A 26,129-nucleotide genomic window follows, 5' to 3' on the forward strand; every position below is an offset into this window, starting at 1 on the left:
GACACCTCTCAGCGGATGAACGGTCGGACATGAGGGCCGGTTTCTTCCGGCAGCGGCGCCGCGGGGCCGCCTGGCCGCGGCGGCCGGCCGGGCGGGACCTGCTGATCCGCGCTGCCCGCGGACAAGGGCCGTGACGACCACCCGGGGTCCCGGGAGGAGGAGTGCCCGTCTTCGACGGTGGTGCGGTCCGGTCGGTGCCATCGCCCGAGGGCGCCGGTCACGGCCGCCTGCAGGAGGTCGCTGCTGCGTTGCTCATGCAGGGCATGGGCCTGCAGTGTGTCGAGGCCTGCGCCGACCTCCTCGGCGGCGGCCGGTCCGACGCGGTAGCGGACGCCGGTGGAATCCCAGCTCGCGTACACCGCCTGGGAGCCGGGGTCGGTGAACGTGAACTCGGCGACATCGATGGGCGTCACTGGACCACGGGCCGGCACCACGCGAACGACGGCCAGGTCCTGCAGGCGGGTGAGTTCCTGACGGCCGGGACTCGTGGCTGCGCACCGGTCCAGCAGTCGGCTGTCGAGCAGGACGGTGAGCCGGCGGCCGAGACCTGCGATCGGCGGCAGGCCGGCGGTTGCCGCGATCCGCCCGCCGATGGAGCTGCTCGCCAGCCACGTCAGCCGCTCCCACCACTGGCCGCGGTCTTCGAGCCCGTCCGTGCCCGCAGGATCGAGGGCCTGCCGGTACAGGGCGAGGATCTCCTCACGGTCCTGACCGCCCGCGTGGTACAGGTCGAGCAGACGCTCGGCGGTCGCGGGGTCAGGCAGCGCGCCTCCCCGCTCGATGCGGCTGACCTCGATCGTGGTCAGTCCGAGGGCCAGGCCGACGTGACCCACCTCGAGACGCTGCCCGGTGCGCAGCCGGTGCAGGTGGGTACCCGGGATCCGGCCCAGGGCCGGTGTGTGGCGCGTGGTCAGGGGCGGGCGTGGGACGGGCTTCGGACGGGCGGTGCGGCGCGGGGCGGTACGAGTGGGCCCGGAGGGCTTGTCGGGGGCACGATTACGGTCGGCGCCGAGGAGTTCGGCGGCGAGGGCGGTGCGGGCGGCGTCGGGCAGGTCGCCGCGCACGGTGACCCAGGAGAGAGGGCCTTCGGCGGCGAGGGCCTCGTCGGGGCTGCCGTCCCACCGGGCGAGGTTCCCGCGCAGAGCGGGGTCCAGGGCGGCGAGGGCACGGACCAGGGTGACGGCATCGGCCGTGCCGGAGGCGTCGGCGCGCGGGTTGGGGGTGTGGTCGGCGGGAGCGGTCATCAGGAGGAGGTCGGGGCCGGGCTCGGCGAGTGCCCGCTCGAGGACGGCGAGGCTCTGCCACGGGCGTCGTGCGGCGGCCATCACCATGAGCGCGTCGAGCGGGGTGCCGGCCGGCAGCGGGTCGCGGGAGGCGACGACGACGGGTTCGGCCCGGAGCAGGTGCCGCAGCACGGAGCGCTGCTCTGCCTGCGTCTGACGGATACTCAGGTGCAAGCCTCCGACGGGATGCGGTGCGGCGGTACCGTCGGGGCCGGCGGAGTCGAGGGCGGTGATGAGGCGGCGCGCGGTGGGGTCGTCGGGGCAGCAGACGCCGACGCGTCCGGCGGCGGGCGACAACGCGGCCTCCCGCAGGCGGGCGGCGGCCGCGTGCAGGAGGGCGGGGCCGCTGCTGGGCCGGCTCGGGGCGGACAGAGTGACCTCCAGCCGGTAGCCGCGCGCGGTGCTCGGGGCCAGGCGCGTCAGCTTGCCGAGGCGAGCGCCCGCTCGTGCGTTGTGGGACCGGCTCTCGGTGTTGACCCGGGTGACGGTCGACAACAGCAGCCGGCGGTGCGCGGGCAGCCGGTCGTCGGACAGCAGGTCCGCCTCGAGACCGGCGGCCTCCAGGGCCAGCACGTCCTCCACGGCCAGCACGTCCCACACCGGCATCGGGACCATCCGGTGCGCGTCCGCGACGACCTGGGCGCCGTCCCGGGTGGCCACGAGCAGGATCCTGCCCGCGGTCGCGCTCTCACCGAGCAGGTCCTGAGGGCGGTGCACGATCGGGCAGCCCGGGGGAAGCCGGCCGTCGACCCGCTCGCCCGGGCCGTGCACGCCCACCGTCACGACGTCCGGGCGCACCAGCGCGGCCCACCGGTTCAGGGGTCGCGCCAGATGCTCCTCCTGCACGACCAGCACCGCGCGCCGCGCCCCGAGGACCGCTGCCCGCGCGTGTACGTCCATGTCCCGGCGCGGCCCAATCAGCAACCGCCTGGCGCCCGCTCCGTCCGCGTGCGGCGGCTCACCGTCCAAGTGCTCCCGCCTGATCCGCCCCGCCCCGACCAGGGCCGCCACCGCCCCCTCCAGCGTCGTGTCCCACTCCCGCGGCAGAGCGGCCACCAGCCGCAGGGCCGGCTCCTGCCCGATCCTCGTCAGGCGGGCCGCATCCGCGACGCTGAAGCCGCGTGCCACCACCCGCAGCAGCCGAACCCACGCCTCAGGGGCAGGTCCGGGCCCGGGAACAAGGTCCGCCGCGCCGTCCGTACGCAGGCCCAGCACCCGCCGGGCGACCAGGGCCGCGGCGTGCGGAAGCCGGGCCCGCCCGCACATCCGCTCGAGGACGCGCTCCACCTGCTCGACACCCACGCCCAGCCGCCGGGCCACCACCTCACGCGCCAGCCCGCAGGAGACCAGATCCAGCACACACCGCTCGGACGCGTTTAACTCCGGCAGGCCGACCGCATCCACCACCATGGCGGCGCGTCCGCTCCCGGGCGCGCGGCTCTGCGTCGCCTCTTCGCGTGCCGGGTCGCCGTGGTGGGTGTCGGGGTGGCGGCCGGTCACCGGCACTCTGGCGGCCCGGGCGTGGTCTGCCGCGGGAGCGAGCGTTCCGGGACGGGCGGGTGCGACGGGGCTCACGAACGGATCCTTCGAGGTGTGGGCCGCACGGGGCGGCGGTGGGTCGGCGCCCGACGGCGGGCGCGGTTGCTGGGATGCCGGAGTCGTCGGGGCCCGGGCGACGTGCGGACGGGCACTGCGGACGGCGGCGGGTGTGCCGGGCGCGGGCGGTGCGCGTTGCTGCTGCGCGCCGCCCGAACCCCCGAACCCGGATGGCGGGCGTCAGGTCCGGATCCGGGCCAGGCCCCCGTACTCGACAACCGCCGGGGCCCGGCCGCCCTCCGTCGGAAGGTGCGCGGCGGGAGGCGGGGTGCGTCCGTCCGCCGACCACGCGGCGACGTCGCCGGGCCGGGAACCGACGCGCTCCATACCCAGCAGCAGCTTGGCCAGGTCACAGGGCGCGAGGACCCTGCCCCACCGGCCGCGTGTCGCCTGGCGCATCGAACGGGTCAGCCAGCGGCGGGTGCGGCGGCCGCCGGCGGCGAGGTGGGACAGCGCAAGCAGGCTGCCCGGGGCCATGCGGGCGGTCAGACCCGCCACAAGGGCCGGCAGGTCGGGTGCGGGGTGCTGCCGGTGGACACTGGTGAGCAGGACCGCCAGCGGCCGGTCCGGGTCGAGGACAGCCCGGACCTGAGGATCGTCGAGGACCTCCGGACCCAGCCGATCCCGGCAGAGGGTGACGACCGGCGCGTCGGCGTGCACCAGCGCCTCGTTGAGGGTGTACACGCGCCGGTTGGTGCAGACCATCACCACGGGGGCACCGGGAATGTGCTGCTGCACCACCTCCCAGCCGAGCACGCCCGTGACGGCCGGCGCGTAGGGGTATCCGTGTCCCAGGTGCAGGACCTGCGCGATGCCCGCGCCCGCGAGGTACTCCAGCACGCGGACCTCGAAGTCGGCGGCCGCCCGGGCGGCCCGCGCGGTACCGGGCACCGCGGCCTCGACGGCCTTCGCAGTGAAGCGGTCCGGCGCGAAGCTGGCCGTGCCGGACGTCCAGTAGTCCCCCATGCGGTAGGAGCAGGGGACCAAGACGTCCAGGTCATCGGCGGCGACGGCGGCGTGGTCAGTGGTCATGGCCGGGGCCCTCCCAGGCAAGGATCGGATTCGGGTTCGGGGTCGAGGAGACGGTGTCGCCGGGCGATCGCGACGGCGTGCGGGCGGTTGTCGGCGCCGAGCTTGCCGATGGCCTGCTGGATGTAGGTGCGGGCGGTACTGGGGCGGATGCCGAGACGACGGGAGATGCCGTCGGTGTCCAGCCCGTCGGCCGCGCCCCGCAGCGCCTGCCGCTCCCGCCGGGTGAGCAGGGCGGCGAGCCGCTCGCCCTCCCCTGCCGTGGGCAGGCAGCCGGCCTCCAGCGCCTGGCGCAGCAAAGCGGAGCCGATCGCCGCCTGGCCGGACAGGAGCCGCGTGAGCGCGTCGTGTGTCTCGGCCATGCCCGCGTCGTGCGGCAGGTAGCCGTCCGCACCCGCGAGCAGGGCGCCGAACGCCACCGAGCCGTCGTGCGGCCCGACAGCGAGGGCCGCTGCCGCAGGCAGCGCCCGCTTCAAGCGCCCGATCCGTGGCCGGCACGAGGTCGCGCCGTCGACGGTGAGGACCAGGACGTCGGCACGCCCGCCGGGCCTGGCCGGCACGGCGGTCCAGCCGTGGCGGCGCAGCGCGACGGCGAGGGATTCGGCCTGCAGGAGCGGAGCCGCGACGGCGATACGACGGCCGGCGCCGGTGGGACGCACCCCGGACAGGGACGTGGGCCCGGCTTTCCGTGGGGGCTGTTCGCGGTACACGTAGCCGCCGGAGAGCGGCGAGGACGTCGCGGTCACCGGGCGGCCCCGGGCAGCTGGGGCTGGGGTCGCAGGCGGCCGCCACCGCCCAGGCGGTCGACGGCCCCCGGCCCGGTCGTTACAGCGCGGTCCGGTTCTCCGTTCACCAGGGCATCCCCTCGGCGGGGACGTCGACAACGGACCGTCGCCGGGGCATCTGCGCGGCGCCCTCGAGGTCGACCGAGCGGCAGGCCGCCTCCAGCTCGGCACGGCAGACCTGACCGGCACACAGGTCGAGGACCTGGTCGGGAGTGACCAGTAGGCGCAGCAGTCTCGTACCGGCCGGCATCGCGAGGGCCTGCCCGGGCAGGAACGCGGCCAGGCGTGCGCTCGGGCCGCGAAAGCCGATCACCTCCGCGTCCTTGACGAAGAGGTGGACGGTGAGCGCGCAGATACGGCCCAGGGCCGCCTCCGGGTCGTCCGCGTCGCCGGTGTCGAGACCGCCGCCGGGCAGCGTGGTCCGGCCGGTCTCCAGGTCGTGGCTGACGAGTACGAGACCGGCCGGGTGGAACAGCCAGCCGCGTACGTCCGTGATCGGGCCGCCGTGGTCAATTGGTGACCATGCGGCGGGCACCGGGGCCGATGACCGGGCGAGGACACGGTGGATGTCCAGCAGGCCCGGGGTCCGCGGGAGGCCGTGCTCCAGCTCGACGGTGCGGCCCTCGACCCGGGCGTGCAGCAGCGCCAGCACGCGCCCAGCCGCGCCCGGGGCTCGCGTCTCGAGATCGGCGGGGGCCAGCAGCACGGGTGCGCCTCGGCGCCCGTCCTCGACGACGAGCGCGGCGACCTGGGTGTCCGTCAGCGGCGGGTGGTCGTAGGTGACGACCGACAGCGCGGTGTCCGGCCGCCAGTCCGTCGCGAGCATCCGCCCGGGAGCCAGCTGGGCCAGGCCGGTCGCGGCCTCGGCGTGCCGTCGTGCCGCGGTGTGGGGCGTCTGGTTGAACGGCACGGGTCCGCGCGGCAGGTCCGGGCCGGCGGGTCCGGGGGTGAGCAGTACACGGCCCTGCCGGTCGGTGAGGAGGAGTTCGGCGTGTGTGCGGGTGGTGGTCATCGGTGGCCTCCGGTCGGTGCGGGGGACGAGGCTGCGGTGTGGGTGGTGCGGGGGCGGGCCGCGCGGCTCGTGTCGTACGGGGTGATCCGGGCGATCGCGGCGAGGACCGCGCTCCTGGGCGGGCCGGCGGGCCGGTACGTCGACGGGATGTAGCGCGGTGCCTCGACGACGCCGAGCTGCTGGACGAGTGGCAGGTCGCGGAGCAGGCCCGCGGTCTGGGCGGGGGTGCGCAGGCGTCCCCACCGGCCGCCGAGCGCGGTGGCCATCGCGTCGTCGACCTGCTGGGCCAGGCGGGTGTCCTCGACGGACAGCTGGCATGCCGCCAGATACCCGCCGGCCGGCAGCAGTCGGGCGAGGTCGGCCGTGAGGGTGCTGGTCACCGCGTCCGGGACAGTTTCCAGCGTGGTGCACAGCACGGCCACCGGCCGGGCCGGGTCGAGGTGGGCGGCGACGGCCGGGTGTTCCAGGACGCGGTGCGCGCCGTCGCCGAGGCCGACGGCGGCGACGGTCACGTGGTCGTTGCAGGCGAGCCTGCAGCGCGAGACGGCGTGGACGACGGGTTCGGCGTCCGCGTACACCGTGCGGCAGCCCTGGTCGATGGCCTGGCCGATCTCGTGGACGTTGCGCCGGGGCGGGTGGTTGGGGAAGCCGTGATCGATGTGGATGATCTGCCGCACCCCGAGGTCGCGGACGAGCACGGCAGCGGCTGCTTCGGCGAACCAGAGGGCGTCCTGGACCCGGTGGGGCACGTCCGGCAGCAGGCTGAGCAGCCTTCCAGCGGCTGTTCGGCTGGACGGGTTGGCGTCGTGCCCGCCCGCCAGGATGTCCCGGACGCCGGCGTAGGAGGCCCGGTCCAGCAGCGCCAGGATGCGGTCGCGTTCGGCGTCCTCGCGCTCCGGTCCGGCCCAGGGCGCCGTACGGTGGCCCGTGGGCCAGCCCGTGGCCGGGGCGGTCATGTTGGTGGTGGGGGTCACGAGCGGCTCCCGGGTACGGCAGCCGTCGCGGCGGGTTCGGTGGTGGTGCGCTGGCCGGGGATCGGGAGCGTGTCCGGGCCGTCCGGCTGGGCGGACGGGTACGCCGCGCCGCAGGCGGTGAGCCGCAGGGCGGTGTCGATCAGCGGGACGTGGCTGAAGGCCTGGGGGAAGTTGCCGACCTGGCGCTTGAGGCGCGGGTCCCACTCCTCGGCGAGCAGGCCGACGTCGTTGCGCAGCGCGAGCAGCCGGTCGAACAGCTCGCGGGCCTCCTGGACCCGGCCGATCATGGCGAGGTCGTCGGCCAGCCAGAACGAGCAGGCCAGGAAGGCGCCCTCGTGGCCGGAGAGGCCGTCCACGTTGTTGCCGGACTCGTCGTGGGTGGGGTAGCGCAGGACGAAGCCGTCCTCGGTGGACAGTTCGCGCTGGATGGCCTCGATGGTGCCGATGACGCGCTTGTCGTCGGCGGGCAGGAAGCCGACCTGGGGGATCAGCAGCAGCGAGGCGTCCAGTTCCTTGCCGCCGTAGTACTGGGTGAAGGTGTTGCGCTCCGGGTCGTAGCCCTTCTCGCAGACGTCGGCGTGGATGGTGTCGCGCAGCGCGCGCCAGCGCTCCAACGGGCCCTGCTCCCCGGTCCGTTCCAGCAGTCTGATGGTGCGGTCGACGGCGACCCAGGCCATCACCTTGGAGTGGACGAAGTGCCGGCGCGGGCCGCGGACCTCCCAGATGCCCTCGTCCGGCTCCTGCCAGTGGTCCTCCAGGTACTCGATCAGGCGCAGTTGGAGCTGGTGGGCGTGGTCGTTGCGGACGACGCCGCTCGTGTCCGCGAGGTGGAGGGCTTCGACGACCTCGCCGTAGACGTCGAGCTGGAGTTGCCCGGCGGCGCCGTTGCCGATGCGGACGGGCTGGGAGCCCTCATAGCCGGGCAGCCAGTCGAGGGAGGACTCGGTGAGCTCGCGCTCGCCGGCGATGCCGTACATGATCTGCAGGTTCTCGGGGTCGCCGGCGACGGCGCGCAGGAGCCATTCGCGCCAGGCCTTGGCCTCGTCGCGGTAGCCGGTGCGCAGCAGGGAGGAGAGGGTGATGGCGGCGTCGCGCAGCCAGGTGTAGCGGTAGTCCCAGTTGCGTTCGCCGCCGATGTCCTCGGGCAGGGAGGTGGTGGGGGCGGCGACGATGCCGCCGGTGGGGGCGTAGGTGAGGCCCTTGAGGGTGATCAGGGAGCGGATCACGGCTTCGCGGTAGGGGCCCTGGTAGGTGCACTGGTCGGCCCACTCCCGCCAGAAGCGTACGGTGCGGACGAGCTCGTCGGCGGCGTCGACGGTGGGTGGGGCGCCGCGGTGGGACTCTCGGTAGGTGAGGACGTACGCGGTTCGGTCACCGGCCCAGGCGGTGAACTCGGCGGTGAGGGTGCCGTTGGTGTTCGTGTGGTGGTGGGGGCTGTCGAGCCAGATCGCGTCGGGGCCGGCGACCGCGGCCAGGCGGTGCGGGCCGCCGGGTGCCGGCATCGGGCGGGTGACGGCGGGCCGGGTACGGCCGTAGCCGGGGCGGGGGCTGAGGGTGGAGCGCATCGTCACCGTGCCGCTGAGGCATTCGACGATCCGGACGATGCGGGGCACCGGGTCGGCGCCGGCCCGGACGGCGGTGGGCATGAAGTCGGTCACCCGGACGGTGCCGCCGTCGGTGTCCCACTCCTGTTCCAGGATCAGCGAGTCGCCCCGGTAGCGGCGGCGGTCGGCCGGGCGCGGGTGGTCGGCGGCGGGGGCCAGGTGCCAGGAGCCGTGGTCGTCGGTGCCGAGCAGGGCGGCGAAGAGCGCCGGGGAGTCGAAGCGGGGGGCGCACATCCAGTCGACGGCTCCGTCCCTGCTGACGAGGGCGGCGGTCTGCATGTTGCCGATCAGCGCGTGCTCTTCGATCCGGCGTGCGGTCGGGTGGGCGTGCACGGGGGTGTTCCTTACGTGGGTGGGAGGGCGGCGGGCCGTGGGGTCCTCGCCGTGGTGGGTGGTCAGGGGTGCGGCACAGGGGAGGTGTCCCAGGCGGCATCGGGTTGGGGGCCGGTCCTCGGCGGGGCGGGCCCGGTGGTGGGGAGGTCGTCGGCGTCCCGGCCGGGGCGGGTGCGGGGGGTGTCCGCCTGGAGCAGCACGCGGGCGACGGTGCGGCGGTGGTCGGGGGACAGCGAGGCGGGCAGCAGGACCCGGTCCAGGGCTCCGCCCGGCGCCCACGGGTCGGCCGCGGGTGCTGCGGGGGTGTGGGCCAGGGCCCGGCGCAGCCGGGGGTCGAGGGCGGCGAGGGTGGCGAGGACGACGGTGGCGTCCCTGAGGTCGGCCCGGGCGGTGCGCAGGTCGGTGGTGCGCTGGTCGGGGGCGCGGAGTTCGAGGCGTCCGGTCAGGACGAGCAGGTCGTTGCCCGGGTGGGGGAGTGCGCGTTCGAGCGCGGCGAGTGCCGTCCACGGCATTCGGCCGGGTGCCAGGAGCATGACCGCGTCCACCGCGGTCGGCAGGGGCGAGCAGGTCACGACGACGGCGCGGCAGCCGCCGGCGAGGCGTGCGAGGTTCCGTGCCCGCTCGTACGGGGGCTGGGATGCGGCCAGCAGCACGACCGGCGCCGGCGCGCGTCGGTGCGGCGCGTCGGTCAGGGCGTGGGCGCGGGCGGTGAGCCTGCGGGCGGTGTCCTCGTCCGGGCAGTACACCGCGACGCGGTCGATTCCGGGCCGGGCGGCGGTGTCGAGGGCCAGGCGGGCGGCGGCGTCCAGGCGGGCGATGCCGTCGGTGGGCCGTGCCGGGGCGTCGAGTGGCAGCTCCAGGCGCCAGCCGCGGGCGGTGGGCGGGCCGAGTTCGCGCAGCCGGCCGTACCGGGGGCCGGGGGCGGCGGCCCAGAGCTGGCCGGCCTGGTCGACCATCGAGGTGGCGGTGGTCTGCAGCAGTCGCCGGGCCGCCGGGACGGCGGCGTCCGACAGCAGGTCACCGGCCGCTGTGCCGGTGGCCTGGAGTGCCAGGACGTCCTCGATCAGGAGTAGCTGCCAGGGGCCGAGCCGGCGGGCGCGGTGCGCGTCGGCGACGACCTCGGCGCCCGCGAGCGTGGTCACGGCCAGTGCCGGGCCCGGCGCGTGCAGCGCGCGTGCCACGGCGACGGGGTCCGCGTGCAGGGTGCTGCCGGCTGGGGCACGGCCGGCGGCGGCGCGCTCACCGAGCCCGTGGACCCCGACGAGCCGGGCGTCGGGCGCCGCCGACGGCAGCCAGTGGGCGAGGGCGTGGGCGATGTCCCCGTCCTGCAGGACCAGCAGGGCGCGTGTGACGGTGCCGACGGCGCGCCGGGCCTGGGCGGTGAGTGCGGTGCGCGGCCCGGTCATCAGCAGGCGCGCGGGACCGCCGGACGGGGCGGGGCTCTGCGGGGCCCCGCTGTGGCGGTGGGCCGGGCGGTCGGGTGCGCTCCGGACGGTGGCGGTCACCGGGGCCCTCCCGGACGCTGGCCCCGCACCCGGCGGGGGGCGGCGCGCACGTTCATCCACCCGGCCGCGGTGCGCAGCTGGATGATCGTCGCCTCGGCGGACACGGCGCGGTAGGCGAGGGTGTCCAGGGCGAGCACGTCGTCCGTCGCGGCGTCACCGGCGCGGTAGCGGGCCCCGTCGGCGGTGACGTCGACCACCAGCACGCCCCGGGCGGCCGTGGTGATCTCGATGAGCGCGGTGCCCGTGCCGGGGCCCTCGACCAGGCGCACGTCCACCGTTTCGGAGTCGGCGAGCTCGACGAGGCGGCCGAGCTGGGCGGCGGCCGTGGCTGGGCCACCGGTGGGGCGCTGGAGGATAGCCGGGTCCAGGAACGCGGTGCGGCGCCCGGCCGATGTCGGCACTGTGGTCGCGAGCGTGTCCAGGGCCGCGCGTTCGGCCTCGGGCAGGTCCGGCAGCGCCGCGCCGGTCCAGTGGGCGTGGTGGTCGGTGGTGCGCAGTCCCAGCGGGATCACGTCGGCGCCGCCGGCCCGCCAGCCGGTGGCGCTGTTCAGCACGGCGGCCAGCCGTGCGGCCCAGCCGGGCAGCCGATCGGTGACGGTGCCGGTGTCCGTCCGGGCCAGGCTCTGGAGCGCCTCGAGGTCCGCCCCGGCACCGAGCGCGGGCAGCACGGCGGCGAGCTGTTTGTGGGAGGGTACCGATCGGCCGTCCCGTAGGGGCGTGAGCTGGTCCAGGGCCAGGCCGCTGCGCGCGGCCAGGTCGGGCCAGGTGAGGTCGCAGGAGTCCAGCAGGGCGGCCAGAGTTCCGAGGACGACGGCCGGTCCGGGCAGGCGGGGGTGCAGGGTGTCCTGCTGGGTGGCGGAGGTGGTCGGCACGGGTTTTCACGCCTCCGTTGCGGTGATGGGCCGGGTGGTGTCCTCGAGCCATGCGAGGTGACGTCCGGTCACGTCGGGTCCCGTCCGGATCCAGGGGGTGGCCGAGCCGGCCGGATGCTGCCGGGCTCGCCCGGCCAGGGCCGGGTCCAGCAGCGTGCAGGCGCGCACCAGGCCCGCCGTGTGCCGGGCGGCGGCCTGCCCGTCGCCCGCGTCGTGGCCGCCGGGCAGGGGGACGAGGACCGTCAGGGGGCGGGCGGCGTCGGCCCTGTCGCGGGCGAGCAGTGCCCACTCGATGACCTCGGCCGTCGCCTGCTCGTCGGCGGACTCCAGAACCAGCAGCGCGTCGGCGCCGGCGGCGGCAACCGGCCCGCAGGTGATCAGCACGAGCAGGCCCTGCTCGGCCTCGGCGAAGTGCCGCATCGCGGCGCGGCGCTCCTCTGCCCCAGTACCGGGGGTGATCACGGTCGTCCACGGCGCGGCCGCGCGCTGCCACGGGGGCAGGCCGGCGGCCGCGACGGCGAACGCCTCGGCCAGGCAGCGGCCCTGCTTCGGTGTCGCGCACGCGACCTGGACGCGACGCAGACCGTGGCGAGGAGCGGTCTCCAGGACCAGGCCGGCCACGTCGGCGAGTGCTGCCGCGGTGGCGGGGGCGGGGGTGGCGGTGGCCAGCAGCCGGTGGCCGCGCACCCGGCCGGTCGCGGCAGCTCCGGCGGCCGAGCGTGCGACCCTCACCGGGCCGGCGCCGTCGGGCAGCCGGTGCGGGGCGGTGGAGGTCATGAGCAGGCGTGCGGCGGCGGGCAGGACCTCGACCTGCCAAGGCGCCAGGCCCGGCGGGCCGGTGAGGTCGGTGTCGGCGACGACGACCAGGTCCCAGCGTGCGGCGCCCGGGGTGCGGTGCAGGGCCGTGACGAGGGGCAGTGCCTCGGGCGTGGTGACGACGGTGGCGGGCTGCCTGGTGCCGGCCAGGTCGAGCACGGCCCGCACCGAGGCCACCGCCGCGAGCCCCCTGGCCGGCGCCTCGCGTGGGCCGCTGGACCGGTTGGACAGCCGGAGACCGGCCAGGGCGCCGGCGTGCTGCCGGGCCAGGCCCCACTCGTGCATCGCGAGGGTCCATCCGGGCCCGGACGGGACGATCACCAGGATCCGGCCGCCCGCGCCGAAGCGGGCGTGCGCGACGGCCGCCGCGACCTGCTGCTGCTCGGCACGGGGGATCTGTGCGACCACCCAGGTCGGGGCTTCGGCCAGCAGGGCGGTGATCGCCTCGACGGCCGGGCCCAGCGACTGCGGGAGCGCCGGGGCGGGAAGCGGCAGGGGGATGTCGGGGCGGATGTCCCACGGCCGGACGATCCCGCGGTGGGCGGCGAGCGCGGTGGCCTGCTGGAGCGTGGCGACCTGCAGGGCGGTGAGCACGCGGCGGATGCGGGTGCTCACCGCGCCGCCTGCCACTCCCAGCTCGGCGGCGGCCTCCCGCCGGGTGCGGCCGGACAGGAGCCTCAACAGCGTCTGGTCGGCCAGGCTGAGGTCGGCCGGGTCCTGGCCGTCGAGGGGCATCGCGTCACAGGGGACGAGCCGCGCGGCCGTGTAGGCGGCGGCGAGCTGAGCACGCGTGCCCAGGGCGGTGCGCTGCAGCAGGCCGTCGGCGTCGGTCTGCTCCACGGTTCCCGGCCCGCACAGCAGGGCCGCCAAGGCCAGGGAGTCCACGTCGCTGGCGAGTGTGTGCGCGAGCGCGGCGGTGATCTCGGCGGTGTCCTCCGTGCTGCGCAGGTCGGAGCCGGCCGGGAAGGAGAAATCGGGGATGGCGGGGTGCATGGGGTGTCCCGGTGAAAGTGGGTGGCAGGGGCGGGTGAGCGTCGGCTCAGGTCGCGCCGGTGCGGCGCGGGTGGCCCGGCCCCGGTTTCCGGTCGGCGCCCACCAGGCGCACCCGGGTGCCGTCGTAGGTGGTGCCGCGCACGCTGACGTACCATCCGCCGACCTCGGCGACCCAGGTGGGCACCGCTCCGCTGCGCACCGGCCGGTACACGGTGGCCGGGACCTGGGTGCCGTCCACGATGAGCAGACCGTCCGTGAACAGGGGACAGGACTCCGCCGCCTGACGGGTCTCCTCGGTCGCCGGGGGTTCGTCCGACGGGATGGGCCATCGCATGGCCACGTCCCGGCCGTCCGGGTAGCGGGCCTCGATGCCGGTGTAGCGCACGAGGCCGCCGACCAGGTTGGTGAGGCCGCGCATGCGGTACGGCGCCGGGCCGGTGTCCAGAAGGGCCACCGGCAGGCCGGTCGCGGCCGTCACCGCCTTGATGCGTGTCGCGAGGGGGACGACGGGGGCGTCGCGGCCGTAGCCGGGATCGAGAACCCTCTGCTCGCCGCCCGGTCCGACGTTGCCGAGCCAGTCCTGCACGTCCTCGCGCAGGTTCTCGCCGCGAGCCTTGCGGACGTCGGTGTCGTAGCCGAACAGCCCGTCCGAGAGTGTCTCGGAGGAGGAAGGGTGGGACATGGAGACTCTCCGTTCATACGGCAGGTGGCGGCAGGTGCGCGGGCACCTGGCCGGCGGCGGCGGGCCGGGTTCCGGCTGGTGTCCTCACCGGGGCGAGGTTGGGTCGGGCGACGGTCTCGGGCGGTGTCCAGGAGGTGAGCGGGCGGCCGGAGGGCGAGACGATGCCGCGCCGGGGCTGTCCGCCGGCGGCCGCCCGGGCGGCGGTGGCGGTCATCTCCTCCTCCCAGGTGGTGTCCGCCCACGCGCACACCCGCCTCGCCCGCTGCTCGTCGGCGCCGGCGGGCAGCGGCAGGGCGATCTCCAGGCCGTCGTGGCCGTCCGGCTCGGTGCGCGCCCGGGCCAGGTCCTGGCGCAGGTGCGGGTCGAGCGCGGACAGCGCCGCGGTCAGGGCGGCCAGGACGGGCCAGCCCGTGGCGTCGGACCGGTCGACGGAGACCATCAGCACCGGGCCCTCGCCGCGGCTGGCGGGCGTGAGCGCGGCCTCGACGACAGCGGCGGTGCGCGCGGTCGACGCCGCGACATGGGTGTGGACCAGGGCGTCGGCGCCCAGCCCGGGCGGCAGCGGCCCGTCGACGACCAGCACCCGCGTGTCCGGTTCGGGGCCGGTGAACCAGGCCAGGACCCGGGCACGGTCCTGGGCGGGCAGTGCCTCGGCGGCCAGGCCTTCCGCGTCGAGAACCTCCGCGAGCCTCACGGAGTCGGTCGGGCCGGCCGTGCGCACGACGACGCGCCGCAGCGCGTGGACGCGGGCGAGGTCCGCGACGGCCCGGGCCGGACCCACGTGCCGGAACAAGCTGGTGGTGGCGAGTGCCGCGAGCCGGTGGCCGCGCATCAGCCCGGCCTCCACGGCCTGCCTGTGCGTCAGCGCCGCCGCCGGCTCGCCGGTGGCACCCGGCTCGCAGCCGTCACGGTCGACCCGCCCGGCGGCGACGAACCGGGGAACGGACGTCAGGTGCAGCACGGCGGCGGGCGGGCGGGCGGCCGCCGGTTCGGCCGATCCGCCGTCCGGTGGCCGGCAGGTGGGCGTCCAGGGCGATGGTCAGATCGGGAGCCAGCAACCCGTCCCGGAGGAGCCGGTCGAGGGCGGGCAGGCCCGCCGGGGAGGCGACGAGGACCGCGGGCAGTGTCATGCCGGCGAGGGCGCGCACCGCGTGCGGCCCGGTGGCCACCGCCACGCCGGCCGGCAGCGGCAGCCGCGCGGCCTCGGCCCGGTCAAGTACCGCCAGCACCTGCCCCGTCTCCCGGTGGGCGTCGGCGAGGACGGCGAGGTCGTGCTCCCAGTACTCGCCCGGCACGGTCAGGACGAGGACCCGGCGGCGGCCACCGGCGAGCGCGGCACAGACGGCGGCCAGGCGGGCCTGCTCACCGCGAGGCAGGACCACCAGCGCCCGCCGCTCGGCGGTCAGGCGCCGCCGCGCCAGCACCGTCAGCGGCCGCAGGTGCTCCGCCACCGGCACGACCGCGGGCACGAACCGCCGCTCGGGCACGTCCGCGCGGCGTACGACGCCGGCCAGGCAGCCGAGGCCCACCGCCTGGTGGTCGCTGTCCACCCCCAGGACACAGCGCAGCGCCTCTCGGCGCCGGCGCACCGTGCCCGTGGTGGCGCCGGTCTCGTGACCGACCGCCCGGTCGGACCGGTCGGCGGCGGTCAGCCTCAGCAGCAGCCGCATCTCGCCGGACAGGCCGTACACCGCCGTGAGGTCGCGGACACCGAGGTCCTGCGGCGACAGGTGCCCGGCCCAGGCGTAGTCGGCGACCAGCTCGACACGGCTGCGCGCACCCGTGGCCTGGCACAGGACCGCCACGGAGTCCTCCACCTGGGCGACGGGACGTGCCAGGGCCTCGGCGACGCCCTCCACGGACAGCGGGCCAGCCAGATACCGGACCAGCTCCAGCGACGACGCGCCGGACGGCGGCCCGCTGCGCACCGTCGTACCCGCGGACGCCGTCACCGCGCGTCCACGGAGCGGAGAGGGGCGCGGTCGTCGGCGCCGCGGGCGACGGGGGGCCTGCGGGCTTCGGGGCCGGGCGGCATACCGGCGCGCACGAGCCGCACGGCCCTCGTAGCGGGCACGGCGCCGCGCACGGTCACCAGCCACCCGTCCACGGACACGGTCCAGCTCCGCATCGGTCCGCCGCGCCGGGCGCGGCAGCCCGTCGCGGGCAGTGCCACCCCGTCGACGACGACCGTGAGAACGGAGAACAGCCCGCTGGCCACGGTCGCCCGCTGGGTCGCGGCCGGATCCCCGGGCGGCACCGCGTGCGGCCGGTTGGCGCTGACGCAGATGCTCACGCCGGCGGGATACAGGGTGGTGGTGGCGGTGTACCGGTCTCGGCCGTCCGCCGGCTCGACGGCGGCGTCAATCTCCAACGGCGCCGCCGCGCCGTCGAGGAGGGCGACCGGCAGGCCGGTCGTCTCGGCCACGATCCGGGCCCGAGCGGCGCCCGGGACCTCGGCGCCGGGCGGCAGGTCCGCCGGATCGGGGGCTGGCTGCGTGCCGGCCGGGATGCCGGGCACCGAGACGAGGGCGGCCGGGGCCGCGGTCGGCGGCCGCTGGGGTGAGCGGGGGCGGGACACGAGCTGCTCCAGGATCACGACGAGGACAGGGGGTACGGGGGAAGGTCAGAGCGACGGTGGGCCGGTCCGGGGGTGAGGCGGTCCAGATGCCGGGTCAGCCGCCGGACGTCGGAGGCGGAGGCAGCCGTGGTGTAGGCGGCGTGCGAGGCCCGAAGCAGCCGCCGCGCGGCGGCCGTGCGGCCCGCGGCCTCGGCCGCGAGGGCGCGCCACTCCTCCAGCCGGGCACTCCACAGGGCGTTCCGCAGCTCCTCGGCCCGGGCCTGGGCATGAGCCAGGACCCGCCCGGCGAGCAGGGGATGCCCGGCGCCGGTCAGGACGCGGCCGGTCCAGGCGAGCGCGCGCATCGCCTCCAGCGGCTCGCCGGCCAGCGCGGTGCGGGCCCGGCGCAGCAGCGCCAGCGCGGGCCGGAACTCGCCGAGGTCGGCGTGGACTCCCGCCAGCACGATCCGGGTGAGCGCCACGCCCCGCTCGTAGCCGAGTTCGTGGCGCAGCCTCAGGGCCTCCTCCAGCGCGGGGAGTGCCGCTGCGGGGCGACCGGCTTCGACGTGGGTGGCGCCGATGTCGTGCAGGTGCTGGGCGAGCGAGAGGGTCGCGTCGGGGTGCGGGTCGCCAGCCGCGTTGGCGAGGGCCTCGTGCAGCAGGTCGAGGGCCTCGTCGTGCCGTCCGACGCCGCGCAGGCCGATCGCCAGGGTGTTGAGGACCTCGCGCAGGGCGGCGGGCGGGGCACCAGCGTCCTGGCGTACCGCGTCGAGGGCGAGGCGGTAGAGCCACAGCCACAGCGGGTAGTCGCGGCGGCGCAGAACGAGCGGCCACAGGGCCAGGGCGGCGCGCCACACCAGCGTCCGCTGCCCGGCGCGGGAGGCCGCGTCCAGAAGGGGGCGCACCAGCGGGTCCTGGGCGTCCAGCCACCTCCAGGCGTGCTGCGGGTCGGTGAAGGCCGGGCGGTCGGGGGAGGGCTCGGGCGGCAGGAGGGCACGGCGGGCGCTGGCCAGGGCACCGGCGGCCTCGGCGGTGGCCACCCACCACCGCACGCCGCCCAGCAGGGCGGCCGCCGCGGCGCCGACCCCGTCGAGGGCGGCGACGAGGTGGGCGGCATGGCCGTGACCGGGGCCCTGAAGCCGGTAGCGGGGACCGTCGGGGCCGTCGTCCACGCGCGTGACAAGGTGGCGCCGTTCGAGGGCGGCCAGGTGCGCGGCCGCCGTCTGCGCGGTGGCGCTGGTGACCGCGGCGAGCAGCGCGGCGTCCACCGGGACGGGGGGCAGCGCCCCGAGGGCACGGTAGGCGGCGGCGCGGGAGGTGTTCAGCATGCCGTGCGCGTGGTCGAGGGCGCGCTGCACGGCGCGGTCCACCGCGCGGTAATCGCCGTCGGGCGCGGGCCCGGTGAGGGTGTCGGCGAGCGAGGTGGGGCTGAGGTCCGGGTCAATCTGGAGCTGGGCGGCGGCCAGGCCGATCGCCAGCGGCAGGCCCGCGCACGCCTCGACCAGCCGGGCGAGCGCCGGCTGGTCCCCGTCGGCCGGTGTGCGGCGGGCGAGGGAGACGAGCAGGACCGCGGCAGCCTTGCGCGGCAGCGGGCCCAGGTCGACGTGGACGCCGCCGTGGGGGACCAGGCCGGGCAGGTGACCGGGTGCGGTCACCACCACCGGGCATCCGGCGGCGGGAAGAAGGTCGCCCACCAGGGCGCCGTCGTGTGCCCCGGCGACCAGTACCGCCGGATGGTGGGCCGAGCTCAGGGTCCGCCACAGGCGCTGGGCCTGGTCGAGCCGGTCCGGCACCAGTGGGGCGCCCAGGGCGCGCAGCCACCCGCCGAGGACATCCAGCGCCGCCCCGCCCCGGCCCCCCGGGAGGGCTCGCAGGTCGGCCACCAGGTAGCCGCCGGGCTGCTCCCGTGCGCGCAGCGCCCGGGCTGCCAGGGCCGCCTTGCCGACTCCGTGCGCGCCGACCAGGACGGGGATCCCGCCCGCGTCGAGGGTGTCGGCCACGGTCCGGTACTCGGCGCCGCGGTCGACGAACACCGGGGCCGGGCGCGGCAGCTGATCGGGGCGCACCCACGGGTTCTCGGGGCTCTGATGGACGTGGATGCCGCCGTGGACGCTGTGGGCCTGCACCACCGGACCGGCCACACGGCTGCCGGTGATCGTGTTCGTGGTCACCGCACCGCCGCCCGTTCGTTCCGGCCGGCGGCCGCGGCGCGGCGGGCCTCGTCGTCCAGGTCGACGGGCGTGCAGTCCCACAGGGTTCGCAGCCACCGGCTCGCGGCGATCCACCCCAGCCGCGGATTGTCGTAGCTGAGCCTGTCGTGCGCGATCTCCTGCGGCCGGCCGCCGTCGTACACGGGGCCGGCGACACCCCACAGGTCGCTGTCCCCGACGCGGACCGCCGCCCAGCCGCACCGGCGCCCTTCCGGGCACGCGGCGCGTGAGCGCAGCGCGCACGGCAGGCAGATCGGCGGGTGCTCGACGACCGCGCCCTCCGGCCACCTTGTCGGCGCTCCCTCCTCGCGGGGCATCAGCCACAGCGTCCCGGCGGCGGTGCGGTCCGGTTCGCCGCCGCAGCCCTGGCACAGCTCGCCGGCCATGGAGCGGTGGTGGCGGGCCGGGTGGACCAGTTTGAGGCGTGCCGTCCCGGTGCCCGGCGCCTGGTGGTGGCGCAGGATCAGCACGCCCATCTCGTCGCGGTCGGCCGCATTCTCGTCCGCGTAGCCGATCCCGACCACCCGGCCGGGCCGGAACGCGTCCGGTTCGGACCGGCGCAGCACCAGCTCGCCGGTGCGCGGCTCCCCGGACCAGAGCGTCACCGCCGGCACCCCGAGACGCATCGTCGTCACCGGGTGCCCCCGGTCTCCAGCAGCATCACGGTGTATCCGTGAGCGGCCCGGTCCCTCGCCGACGGCAGGTCGGCAGTCCTCCAGCCGGCGGCCAGCACCTCGAGGTCGCCGCGGGTGCGGGGATGCCAGGCCAGTCCCGCCTCCGCGTGCACGGTGGCGATCGCCGCACGCCGAGCCTCGTCGGAGCCGGCGTGGCGGTGGGAGAGCACGAGACGGCTGCCCGGCGGCAGGCCCTCCCGCAGGGCCGTGAGCAACTCCGCGATCTGCGGGTCCGTCAGCTCGTGGAGGACGTCGGAGAGGACCACGGCGACCGGCTGTCGCCGGTCCAGACCGGCGTTCGGGCCGAGCAGCGCCTCCGTCAGCGGGCCCACCGAGGTGAGGTCGGCCATCAGGTGCCGAGCACGGCCCGGCATCTGGGTGTGCAGCAGAGCACGGGCGTGGGCCAGGACCATCGGGTCCCGGTCCGCGTAGACGATCCGTGCGCCGGGGAAGGCCGGGAGAACGGCCGTGTGCAGCGGACGCAGGGCCCGCGGCGCGTGCGGGTGGTCGCTGGTGGTCAGGCCGCAGCCCAGGTCGACGAACTGGCCGACGCCCCGTGCGGCGAGCCGCCCGGCGAGTTCGAGCACACTGCGGCGGGCCGCCTTCGCGGTGTCGGCCCAGGAGGGGTCCGCCTCACGCAGACGATCGGCGACGGCCCGGTCCGCCCGAAAGGAGTCCTTGCCGCCCAGAAGGAGGTTGGACACCCGGGCGGACCCGGCGCAGTCGGCCCCGACCCTGGACCAGACGGAAGCGTCCGTCCTCCCGGGGCGAGTCCACCACTGCGACGGCGGTTCCGGGCCCGTGCCGACAGGTACAGCGGGTTGCGGGACCTGCAGGGCCGTGTCCGGCCGCGCCACGGGCGCTCCACGGTCCGCCCGCCGGCAGACGGGTCCACGGTGCTGCGCGCGGGGCCGGCTCATGCGGCACGCTCACAGGTGTTTGTGGCCGGGTTCTGCGGCGTGACGATGTGGCCGTCGGGCAGCAGCAGCCCCGTGTCCTCGAAGAGGACGACGCCGTTGCACAGCCGACTCCAGCCCTGCTCCGGGTGGGTCGCCACGACGACGGCCGCCTGGCGGTCGCTCTTCCAGGCCTCGGGGCATTCGGGTCGGTGGGTGCAGCTCATGACGACTCCCCGGTCGGCTTGTGGGTCACAACGGTCAGCCGCACCTGCGGCAGGCCCGGGGCGCGGGCCGGCGTGCGGGTCACGACCGCCAGACCCCGCCACGCGGCGGCGCTCGCCACCCACTGGTCGGTGCGGCGCTCCTGGGCCGGTACGAGACGGCCGTCGATCCGCAGAATGCCGGGCAGCGGTATGCCCTCGGGCAGCAGTTCGGCGGCCAGCGCGGCCAGCGCCCGTGAATCGGTGTCCGCCCGCCGGACGCACACCGAGGATTCGTCGTCGTAGGTCGTGCTGCACGTCGAATCGGCCCATGCCTCGGTGTGACCGGAGGCGGTGCCGGCGGGACGTTCGAGGACCGCGATCATGAGGGCCTGCTCGGGCCCGGCGGTCGGCAGGACACCGGGGACGGGGCCGACGGTCGTTCGGGCGTCGCTGCGCCATGAGGCGGTGCCCGCCGGCGGTACCCAGCTGGGCTGTTCACCGAAGGCGTCCGGCGCCGTCCGGGAGTCGATGGGGCTGAGCTGGTCGTCCATCAGGTCCTCGTGATCGTGGGTTCGGGAAGGTCGCAGGGCGGGGCAGCGCGGCGCGAAGCGCGCTTCACGCGGCTCCGTCCGCGGCCTCGGGGCCGAATCGGTCCGCGTCGTCGATCGGTGTCCCGCTCGCGCGGGCGATCAGTGCCGCCAGGTGCACCAGGTGGGGTTCAGGCACCAAGCCGTTGCGGACGGCGGGGGCCAGGGCGCGACGCAGTGTGACCTGCTCCTCGACGCTGGCGGCCTTCGCGATGATCAGAGCCGCGTCCAGGCCGTCCCTGCCCACCAGCGCGAGGCTCGGCCATCCTCCGCAGTCGACGATCTGCAGGAGTTCGCCCACGCCGTAGCGGACCTCCTTGAGGTACACCTCGGCAGCGCCGAAGGTGGCTCGGTGGGCGGCCAGCTCGTCCGCGCGCAGCACCGCCTGGGCCAGACGCACGAGCCGGTCCCGCAGCGCGAAGCCGTCCGTCTGGTCGGGCAGGTCCGTTTCGCCGCAGACGGCCTCTACAGTGCGCGGGCGAGGCTGCGGCACGCGTGACGGCGTGCACACAGCGGTCTCCGAGTGCGTGCGAACGGCGGGGGTGGAGCCGTAGCGCGGCAGGCGGCTGCTGAGCCGGTGCAGCAGCCCGGTCGCCGGGCGGCGCCGTGACGGCGTCAGGGCATCGCCGGGCGATGTGGACCGGGCGGACCTGCTGGAGTTCATGCCTTCCCCCTTCGGGACGACGGGCCGCACACAGCGGCAGTGCTTCGGGTCCGGAAAGACTCGTCGCGCCGGGGCGGGCTCGGCAACCGAGCGGATTTGGGCCGAAGCGGCCTTCCCGGGCCGCGAGTTGGGCCGTTCCCGTGGATCGGCCCGGCTCGCGCTCGGCATCCGGGCCCTTTCGGCCCGGATGCCCGCCGAACCCGTACCTCGGGCCCTCGTCGGGTCGCACAATGGCGGTATGACGAATCGTCACGGACGGGAATGTGTCGGCAGGTTGCGCGCGGACCGCGAGGTAATCGACGGCGGCCTGCCCGCGCTGGTGGGGGCACTGCAGCAGTGCTGCGGGATCAGTCGGCTGCGAGCCCACCGGCAGGCTCGGGGCTGGAGCCGGCCGGAGGTCGTCGCCCGGCTCGTTGCGCTTGCCGAGCAGCACGACGGGACGTGCTTCCGGGGAACGCGGGAGCTGCTGCGTACCTGGGAGGACCTCGGCGCCCGGCCCCGCGAGCGGGCCCTTCAGCTGCTGTGCGTGCTCTACGAGGCCTCCCCCGCAGGTCTCGGGCTGACATCGTCCGCACCCGTCGCCGCGCCGCCGCCGCAACAGCTCCAGCCGCCGGACCCGCTGCACGAACACGCGGAGCGGACCCGCAGGGCGATCAACCGGACGCTCGCCGCGAGCACCGTCAGCCCGGGGGAACTGGACCTGCTGGACGAGCGCCTCGACGACGCCCGCCGCCTCTACGTCACCGCTGCACCGGAGCAGATGATCCAGCACCTGCTCGGCGACCTGGGGGACATCCAGGCCCTGGCCGCCGAGCGGCAGCCCGCCGCAGCGCAGTCCCGCCTGTCCGAGCTCACCGCGATCGCCTCCACCCTGGTGGCCGACGCCTACATGAAGCTGGGTCGGCTGCCCGAGGCACAGCGCTGGTACGGCACCGCCCGGCTGGCCGCCGATGACGCCGGCAACGCCGAGCTGCGAGCCCGCGTCCGCGTGCAGACCGCGATGCTCCCCTACTACTACGGCCCCCTGAGGACCGCCGCGAACCTCGCCCGCCAGGCCCGCCTGCTGAGCCACGGCCGCCCCGGACCGACCGCGGTGTTCGCGGTCGCGGCCGAAGCCCGCGCCCTTGCCAGACTCGGCGACCGCGACGGCGCACAGGCCGCGATCCGCCTGGCCAAAGACCTCTACGACCACTGCCAAGCCGACCAGGACGACGACGCCTGGGCCTTCCCCGAGCGACGCCTGTGGCTCTACCTCTCCGGCGCGCACACCGCCCTCGGCGAAACCGGCCAGGCCCGCCACGCCCAGCACCAGGCACTGGCGCTCTACCCCGCAGGCCACACCGGCATCGACCCGGCCCTGCTGCGCCTCGAGGAGGCGATGTGCCTGGTCATCGACCACAGCCCGACCGAGGCCCTGCAACTGACCGTCCACACCTACGAGCAGGTGCCCGGACCACACCGCACCGCGATCCTCGGTGCCCGGGCCCGCGACGTCATCGCGATACTGCCCACCCCGCTCCAGTCGGGCCGCCCGGCCCGCCAGGTCGCGGAGATGCTCACCCTGCCCTCCGGGCAGGGGTGACATCGACTCACGGCATAGGAAAACCTGACCACCATGACCACCACCCCAGTCACAGCCGGCGGTTTCACCGCCGCGCACCTGGCCGCCGTCCTCGATGAGGTGTGCCGTGCAGCCGGGCTGCGCCCCGACGGCGCCGTACTGCTGAGAGGGCACACGAACGCCGTCTACCACCTGCCCGGCGAGCACGTCGTCGTCAAGATCGCCCGGCGCGGCACACCCGCCGCGTCCGTCCGACGAACCGTCGCCCTGGTCACCTGGCTCGGCGCACAAGGCTTCCCCACCGTGGGGCTGCACCCCGTACGCCAGCCGGTCGAGGCCGACGGCCACCTCGCCACGATCTGGACCCACCTGCCCCAGCCCGGCCACCCCGTGGCCGCCGAGCAACTGGCCGGCCCACTCAAAGCGCTGCACCGGTTGACCGACCCGCCCGTGCCACTGCCCCCGGTGGACACGGTCGCCGCCGTCCGCCGCTCCCTGGCCGCCGCCGGCGCCCTCACCACGCCGGAGCGGGACTGCCTTCACCGGCGTCTGGAGCAGCTGGAGGCGGACCTCGCCCGCACCACCTACCTGCTGCGGCCCGCAGTGATCCAGGGCGATCCCCAGCACCGCAACGCCCTGCACGGCGACGGCCGGGCGGTCCTGTGCGACTGGGACACCGCGGCCTTCGGCCAGCCCGAATGGGACCTGACGACGGTCGAGATCCACTGCCGGCGATTCGGCTACGGCCGGGCACACTACGAGGCCTTCGCCGACCGGTACGGCCTCGACATCACCGCCTGGGACGGCTACCCGGTCCTGGCCGCACTGCGGGAACTGCGGATGATCACCACCAACGCCAAGCGCGCCGCCCCCGGCAGCGCGACCCTCGAAGAGGTCCGGCGCCGCATCAGCCAGCTGGCCGACGGGGACATCGAGCAACGGTGGAACATCCTCTGAAGCCGCGATGACCGGCAACGCGACGCCAGGGCGGAGCCGCCCGCCCAGCGTGCCCCGGTCACGGGCCGCGTCTGCCGCAGTCCGACAGCCGCGGTCGTCCCAGGCTTCGACGACCGCCTCCACACCACCCACCCCCAACGGGAGCGAGCACCCATGCGTATCGGCATCACCGGCCACCGCGGCCTCGACGAACCTCTGCGGCGCCAGGTGACGGCCCTGCTCGTACAGGCACTGGACACCTACGACGACAGTGGCCTGGAAGCCGTCACCTGCCTCGCCGACGGCCCCGACACGTGGCTCGCCGACCTCGTCGTCGAACGTGGCGGCCGTCTGATCGTCGTCGTCCCCGCCACCGACTACCGCGAGGGCCTCCCCCTGTGGCACCGTGACGCCTACGATCGCCTGCTGGCCCGCGCCGCCGAGGTGCACCGGACCGGGCTGGCCGATTCCACCGCTCAGGCGCACATGGCCGCCGGTGAGATCCTGGTCGGCCACTGCGACGTGCTCCTCGCCGTATGGGACGGCCAGCCCGCCCGCGGCCTCGGCGGAACCGCAGACGTCGTCGCCCACGCCGACCGGGCCGGCGTCAAAGTCCAGGTCCTCTGGCCCGATGGCGCCTCGCGACCGGCGGCGTGACGGCAGGACCAGACGCTCCTCGGCCTGACGCACCCGCACCGAACGCCCACCGGCACCCGCCGGAGCGCACATGGGGAGCAGCGACGAGCCGGGCAAGGCGCCGACGAGCACGAGGGAGGCGTGCCGGGCTTGCCGTCGGCGAGCGGCCTGGGGCGTCGTCACGCGGATCCCCTCGCGTCGGGGGTGCGCGTGGTGGCGGGGCCGACGAGGTGCAGGTGCGGGGCAGTGCCGACACCCGGCCGGTCTGGCACCACGGCCAGCAGCAGCAAGCCGTGCGCCTGCAGCGCGTAGGCCCGCCACCCGCCACCCGAAGCCACGACCGCCGGGTGGAGCCGGCCGTCGACGAAGACCCGCGCCTCGCCGGTCCTCGCCCCCGGCATCACCACGGCGAGCAGCGTCCGAGGGTCCCGCCCGGGTACGGCCTTCTCGGCACGGCTAAAGGATGAGTCGAGGTAGGAGCAGGTGACGGCGGGCCGGCCGCTGTTCCCGGTGGCCCGCACACCAGTGCGCGGGACGGTGACCGACACCATGGACGCCGCCGGGACACCGGTCCGGGCGGCGGCTGCGCTCAGTTCCTCGGACGACGCGCGGTCACGGCCGGCCCGGAAACGGGTCCGGTCGCCGCCCGCGGACGACGGGGACAGCATGGTCACGAGCGGGCCGACCGGCTGAACGGCGTCGGCTCCAGCGGGCGCGGGAAGCTTGCGGGTGATGCTGCGGGAGGTCATCGGATCGTCCTCGTGGATCGCTCAAGTGGGCACCGGTCAGCGGGCAACTCCGGCCGCTGGGCGAGGGGGTCACTGGAACCGGCGCAGGGCGTGGCTAACGGGAGCGGGCGGCGGGACGAGAATGCCCGGGGGCAGCAGCACGCCGGCGGTGGTCTGTCCGGGAACGCTGGTGACGCTGACCCTCAGGTCCAGGGACCGGGCGGCCGCTGCCACCAGCCGCAGTCCCAGACCGGGCCACGGTCTCCCGGCCGGAGTGCGGCCGCCGCCTTCCAGGACCTGCCGTACGGTCGCGAGGGTCTCGTCGTCCATGCCGGGGCCGTCCTTGTCCGTGACGGTCAGCCACGTGACACCGCCTCCGGGCTCGGTCGAGCTGCCCAGCTCGACGTGCGCCTGCGGGCCGCCATGCACCAGGGCGTTGTCCAGGAGTTCCGCCACTGCTGCGACGAGGGGGTAGACCGCCCCGGGCACCACGGCGAGGTTCTCGGTTGCCAGCACCTGCACCCGCTCGTAGGCGGCCACCTGGCTCGTCGCGGCCTGACCGACCTCGACAAGCTGCGCGGGCTCTCGGCGCGGTGCGGGCCAGATCCCGCCGGTCAGGACGGCCAGCCGCACCGCGAAACGCAACGCCAAGGCGTTGGCGAGGTCAGCCCGGTAGAGGTGGTCCAGAGACTCCGCGTCCGTGATCTTCTGCTGGGCCGCGCTCAGCTCACCGCCCTGCTGGCCGAGTTGGGCGAGGACGGGGCGGACCGCGGCCGCCACGTCCTGGGAGACCTGCCCCCGGACCCGCCCGACGGAGGCGACGATCATGCTCGCGGCCCGCCGGACGACGGGCGGAGCCCCGTCCAGGCGCGGCGGCAGGCCGGCTTCGACGTTGCGCAGCAGGTACGGGAGACAGACGGTGACGAAGTGCTCCAGCGCGGCGTCGTGCGCTTCCTTGCGGACAACGGCCACGACGTCAGCGGCGGCGCC

General features: G+C 76.0%; 24 protein-coding genes. 3 read left to right on the forward strand and 21 right to left on the reverse strand.

From position 1 onward, the window contains the following. Positions 1-8: 8 nt before the first annotated feature. From ACFVU7_RS37995 to ACFVU7_RS38085, 19 genes are all read right to left on the reverse strand, one after another. A complete protein-coding gene (locus tag ACFVU7_RS37995) occupies positions 9-2,858 on the reverse strand; it encodes a helix-turn-helix domain-containing protein (protein ID WP_388050343.1) in 2,850 nt (949 codons plus the stop codon). A gap of 201 nt (positions 2,859-3,059) precedes the next feature. Further along, the gene (locus ACFVU7_RS38000; protein ID WP_388050346.1) at positions 3,060-3,911 is read right to left on the reverse strand and encodes an SAM-dependent methyltransferase; all 852 of its coding nucleotides are present in this window, start codon (positions 3,909-3,911) and stop codon (positions 3,060-3,062) included. Then, a complete protein-coding gene (locus ACFVU7_RS38005; RefSeq protein WP_388050349.1) occupies positions 3,908-4,654 on the reverse strand; it encodes a response regulator transcription factor in 747 nt (248 codons plus the stop codon). Before ACFVU7_RS38005 ends, ACFVU7_RS38000 begins: the two co-directional genes overlap by 4 nt. A 103-nt stretch (positions 4,655-4,757) precedes the next feature. Further along, complete coding sequence (locus tag ACFVU7_RS38010; protein WP_388050352.1) at positions 4,758-5,705, reverse strand: hypothetical protein; 948 nt, start codon at positions 5,703-5,705, stop codon at positions 4,758-4,760. Continuing rightward, complete coding sequence (locus ACFVU7_RS38015; RefSeq protein WP_388050355.1) at positions 5,702-6,679, reverse strand: SAM-dependent methyltransferase; 978 nt, start codon at positions 6,677-6,679, stop codon at positions 5,702-5,704. The genes ACFVU7_RS38010 and ACFVU7_RS38015 overlap by 4 nt, the downstream gene beginning before the upstream one ends. After that, entirely contained in the window at positions 6,676-8,562 is a 1,887-nt protein-coding gene (locus ACFVU7_RS38020; protein ID WP_388050488.1) for a glycoside hydrolase family 15 protein, read from the reverse strand. The genes ACFVU7_RS38015 and ACFVU7_RS38020 overlap by 4 nt, the downstream gene beginning before the upstream one ends. Positions 8,563-8,678: 116 nt before the next feature. Then, positions 8,679-10,121: a hypothetical protein gene (locus ACFVU7_RS38025; protein WP_388050358.1), complete on the reverse strand. Its 1,443-nt coding sequence runs from the start codon at positions 10,119-10,121 to the stop codon at positions 8,679-8,681. Further along, positions 10,118-10,993, reverse strand: coding sequence for a Scr1 family TA system antitoxin-like transcriptional regulator (locus ACFVU7_RS38030; RefSeq protein ID WP_388050361.1), 876 nt, complete (start codon positions 10,991-10,993; stop codon positions 10,118-10,120). Before ACFVU7_RS38030 ends, ACFVU7_RS38025 begins: the two co-directional genes overlap by 4 nt. 6 nt (positions 10,994-10,999) lie before the next feature. Further along, on the reverse strand, positions 11,000-12,802 hold the full coding sequence (locus tag ACFVU7_RS38035) for a hypothetical protein (RefSeq protein WP_388050364.1): 1,803 nt from the start codon (positions 12,800-12,802) through the stop codon (positions 11,000-11,002). 46 nt (positions 12,803-12,848) lie between these two features. Then, complete coding sequence (locus ACFVU7_RS38040; protein WP_388050367.1) at positions 12,849-13,484, reverse strand: hypothetical protein; 636 nt, start codon at positions 13,482-13,484, stop codon at positions 12,849-12,851. A gap of 13 nt (positions 13,485-13,497) precedes the next feature. Beyond that, positions 13,498-14,445: a hypothetical protein gene (locus ACFVU7_RS38045; protein ID WP_388050369.1), complete on the reverse strand. Its 948-nt coding sequence runs from the start codon at positions 14,443-14,445 to the stop codon at positions 13,498-13,500. Continuing rightward, the gene (locus ACFVU7_RS38050; protein ID WP_388050372.1) at positions 14,390-15,436 is read right to left on the reverse strand and encodes a hypothetical protein; all 1,047 of its coding nucleotides are present in this window, start codon (positions 15,434-15,436) and stop codon (positions 14,390-14,392) included. Before ACFVU7_RS38050 ends, ACFVU7_RS38045 begins: the two co-directional genes overlap by 56 nt. After that, complete coding sequence (locus ACFVU7_RS38055; protein ID WP_388050375.1) at positions 15,433-16,062, reverse strand: hypothetical protein; 630 nt, start codon at positions 16,060-16,062, stop codon at positions 15,433-15,435. The genes ACFVU7_RS38050 and ACFVU7_RS38055 overlap by 4 nt, the downstream gene beginning before the upstream one ends. A gap of 14 nt (positions 16,063-16,076) precedes the next feature. Next, positions 16,077-18,212 carry a tetratricopeptide repeat protein gene (locus tag ACFVU7_RS38060; RefSeq protein WP_388050378.1) on the reverse strand — a complete coding sequence of 712 codons (2,136 nt, stop codon included), beginning with the start codon at positions 18,210-18,212 and terminating at the stop codon, positions 16,077-16,079. Next, entirely contained in the window at positions 18,209-18,886 is a 678-nt protein-coding gene (locus ACFVU7_RS38065; RefSeq protein ID WP_388050381.1) for a hypothetical protein, read from the reverse strand. Before ACFVU7_RS38065 ends, ACFVU7_RS38060 begins: the two co-directional genes overlap by 4 nt. Further along, positions 18,883-19,845 (reverse strand): SAM-dependent methyltransferase, encoded by a 963-nt coding sequence (locus ACFVU7_RS38070; RefSeq protein ID WP_388050384.1) that lies wholly within the window; start codon positions 19,843-19,845, stop codon positions 18,883-18,885. Before ACFVU7_RS38070 ends, ACFVU7_RS38065 begins: the two co-directional genes overlap by 4 nt. Continuing rightward, positions 19,842-20,048, reverse strand: coding sequence for a DUF5999 family protein (locus tag ACFVU7_RS38075; protein WP_388050387.1), 207 nt, complete (start codon positions 20,046-20,048; stop codon positions 19,842-19,844). The genes ACFVU7_RS38070 and ACFVU7_RS38075 overlap by 4 nt, the downstream gene beginning before the upstream one ends. After that, complete coding sequence (locus ACFVU7_RS38080; RefSeq protein ID WP_388050390.1) at positions 20,045-20,578, reverse strand: hypothetical protein; 534 nt, start codon at positions 20,576-20,578, stop codon at positions 20,045-20,047. Before ACFVU7_RS38080 ends, ACFVU7_RS38075 begins: the two co-directional genes overlap by 4 nt. A 64-nt stretch (positions 20,579-20,642) precedes the next feature. Beyond that, positions 20,643-21,107, reverse strand: a complete 465-nt coding sequence (locus tag ACFVU7_RS38085) for a hypothetical protein (RefSeq protein ID WP_388050393.1) — start codon at positions 21,105-21,107, stop codon at positions 20,643-20,645. 409 nt (positions 21,108-21,516) lie between these two features. On the opposite strand from ACFVU7_RS38085, the gene ACFVU7_RS38090 reads away from it, so the two are divergent. The 3 genes from ACFVU7_RS38090 (at position 21,517) to ACFVU7_RS38100 (ending at position 24,432) form a co-directional block, all read left to right on the forward strand. After that, complete coding sequence (locus ACFVU7_RS38090) at positions 21,517-22,860, forward strand: hypothetical protein (protein WP_388050396.1); 1,344 nt, start codon at positions 21,517-21,519, stop codon at positions 22,858-22,860. Between the two features lie 33 nt (positions 22,861-22,893). Continuing rightward, positions 22,894-23,796, forward strand: a complete 903-nt coding sequence (locus ACFVU7_RS38095) for a phosphotransferase family protein (protein WP_388050399.1) — start codon at positions 22,894-22,896, stop codon at positions 23,794-23,796. A gap of 153 nt (positions 23,797-23,949) precedes the next feature. Next, the gene (locus tag ACFVU7_RS38100; protein ID WP_388050401.1) at positions 23,950-24,432 is read left to right on the forward strand and encodes a hypothetical protein; all 483 of its coding nucleotides are present in this window, start codon (positions 23,950-23,952) and stop codon (positions 24,430-24,432) included. A 158-nt stretch (positions 24,433-24,590) separates the two neighbouring features. On the opposite strand, the gene ACFVU7_RS38105 is transcribed toward ACFVU7_RS38100, so the two are convergent. Both ACFVU7_RS38105 and ACFVU7_RS38110 read right to left on the reverse strand, forming a co-directional pair. Further along, the gene (locus tag ACFVU7_RS38105; protein ID WP_388050404.1) at positions 24,591-25,160 is read right to left on the reverse strand and encodes a hypothetical protein; all 570 of its coding nucleotides are present in this window, start codon (positions 25,158-25,160) and stop codon (positions 24,591-24,593) included. A gap of 69 nt (positions 25,161-25,229) precedes the next feature. Beyond that, a complete protein-coding gene (locus tag ACFVU7_RS38110; RefSeq protein ID WP_388050407.1) occupies positions 25,230-26,111 on the reverse strand; it encodes an ATP-binding protein in 882 nt (293 codons plus the stop codon). Between the last annotated feature and the right edge of the window lie 18 nt (positions 26,112-26,129).

The organism is Kitasatospora sp. NPDC058046, from assembly GCF_042885595.1.
GTDB lineage: Bacteria > Actinomycetota > Actinomycetes > Streptomycetales > Streptomycetaceae > Kitasatospora.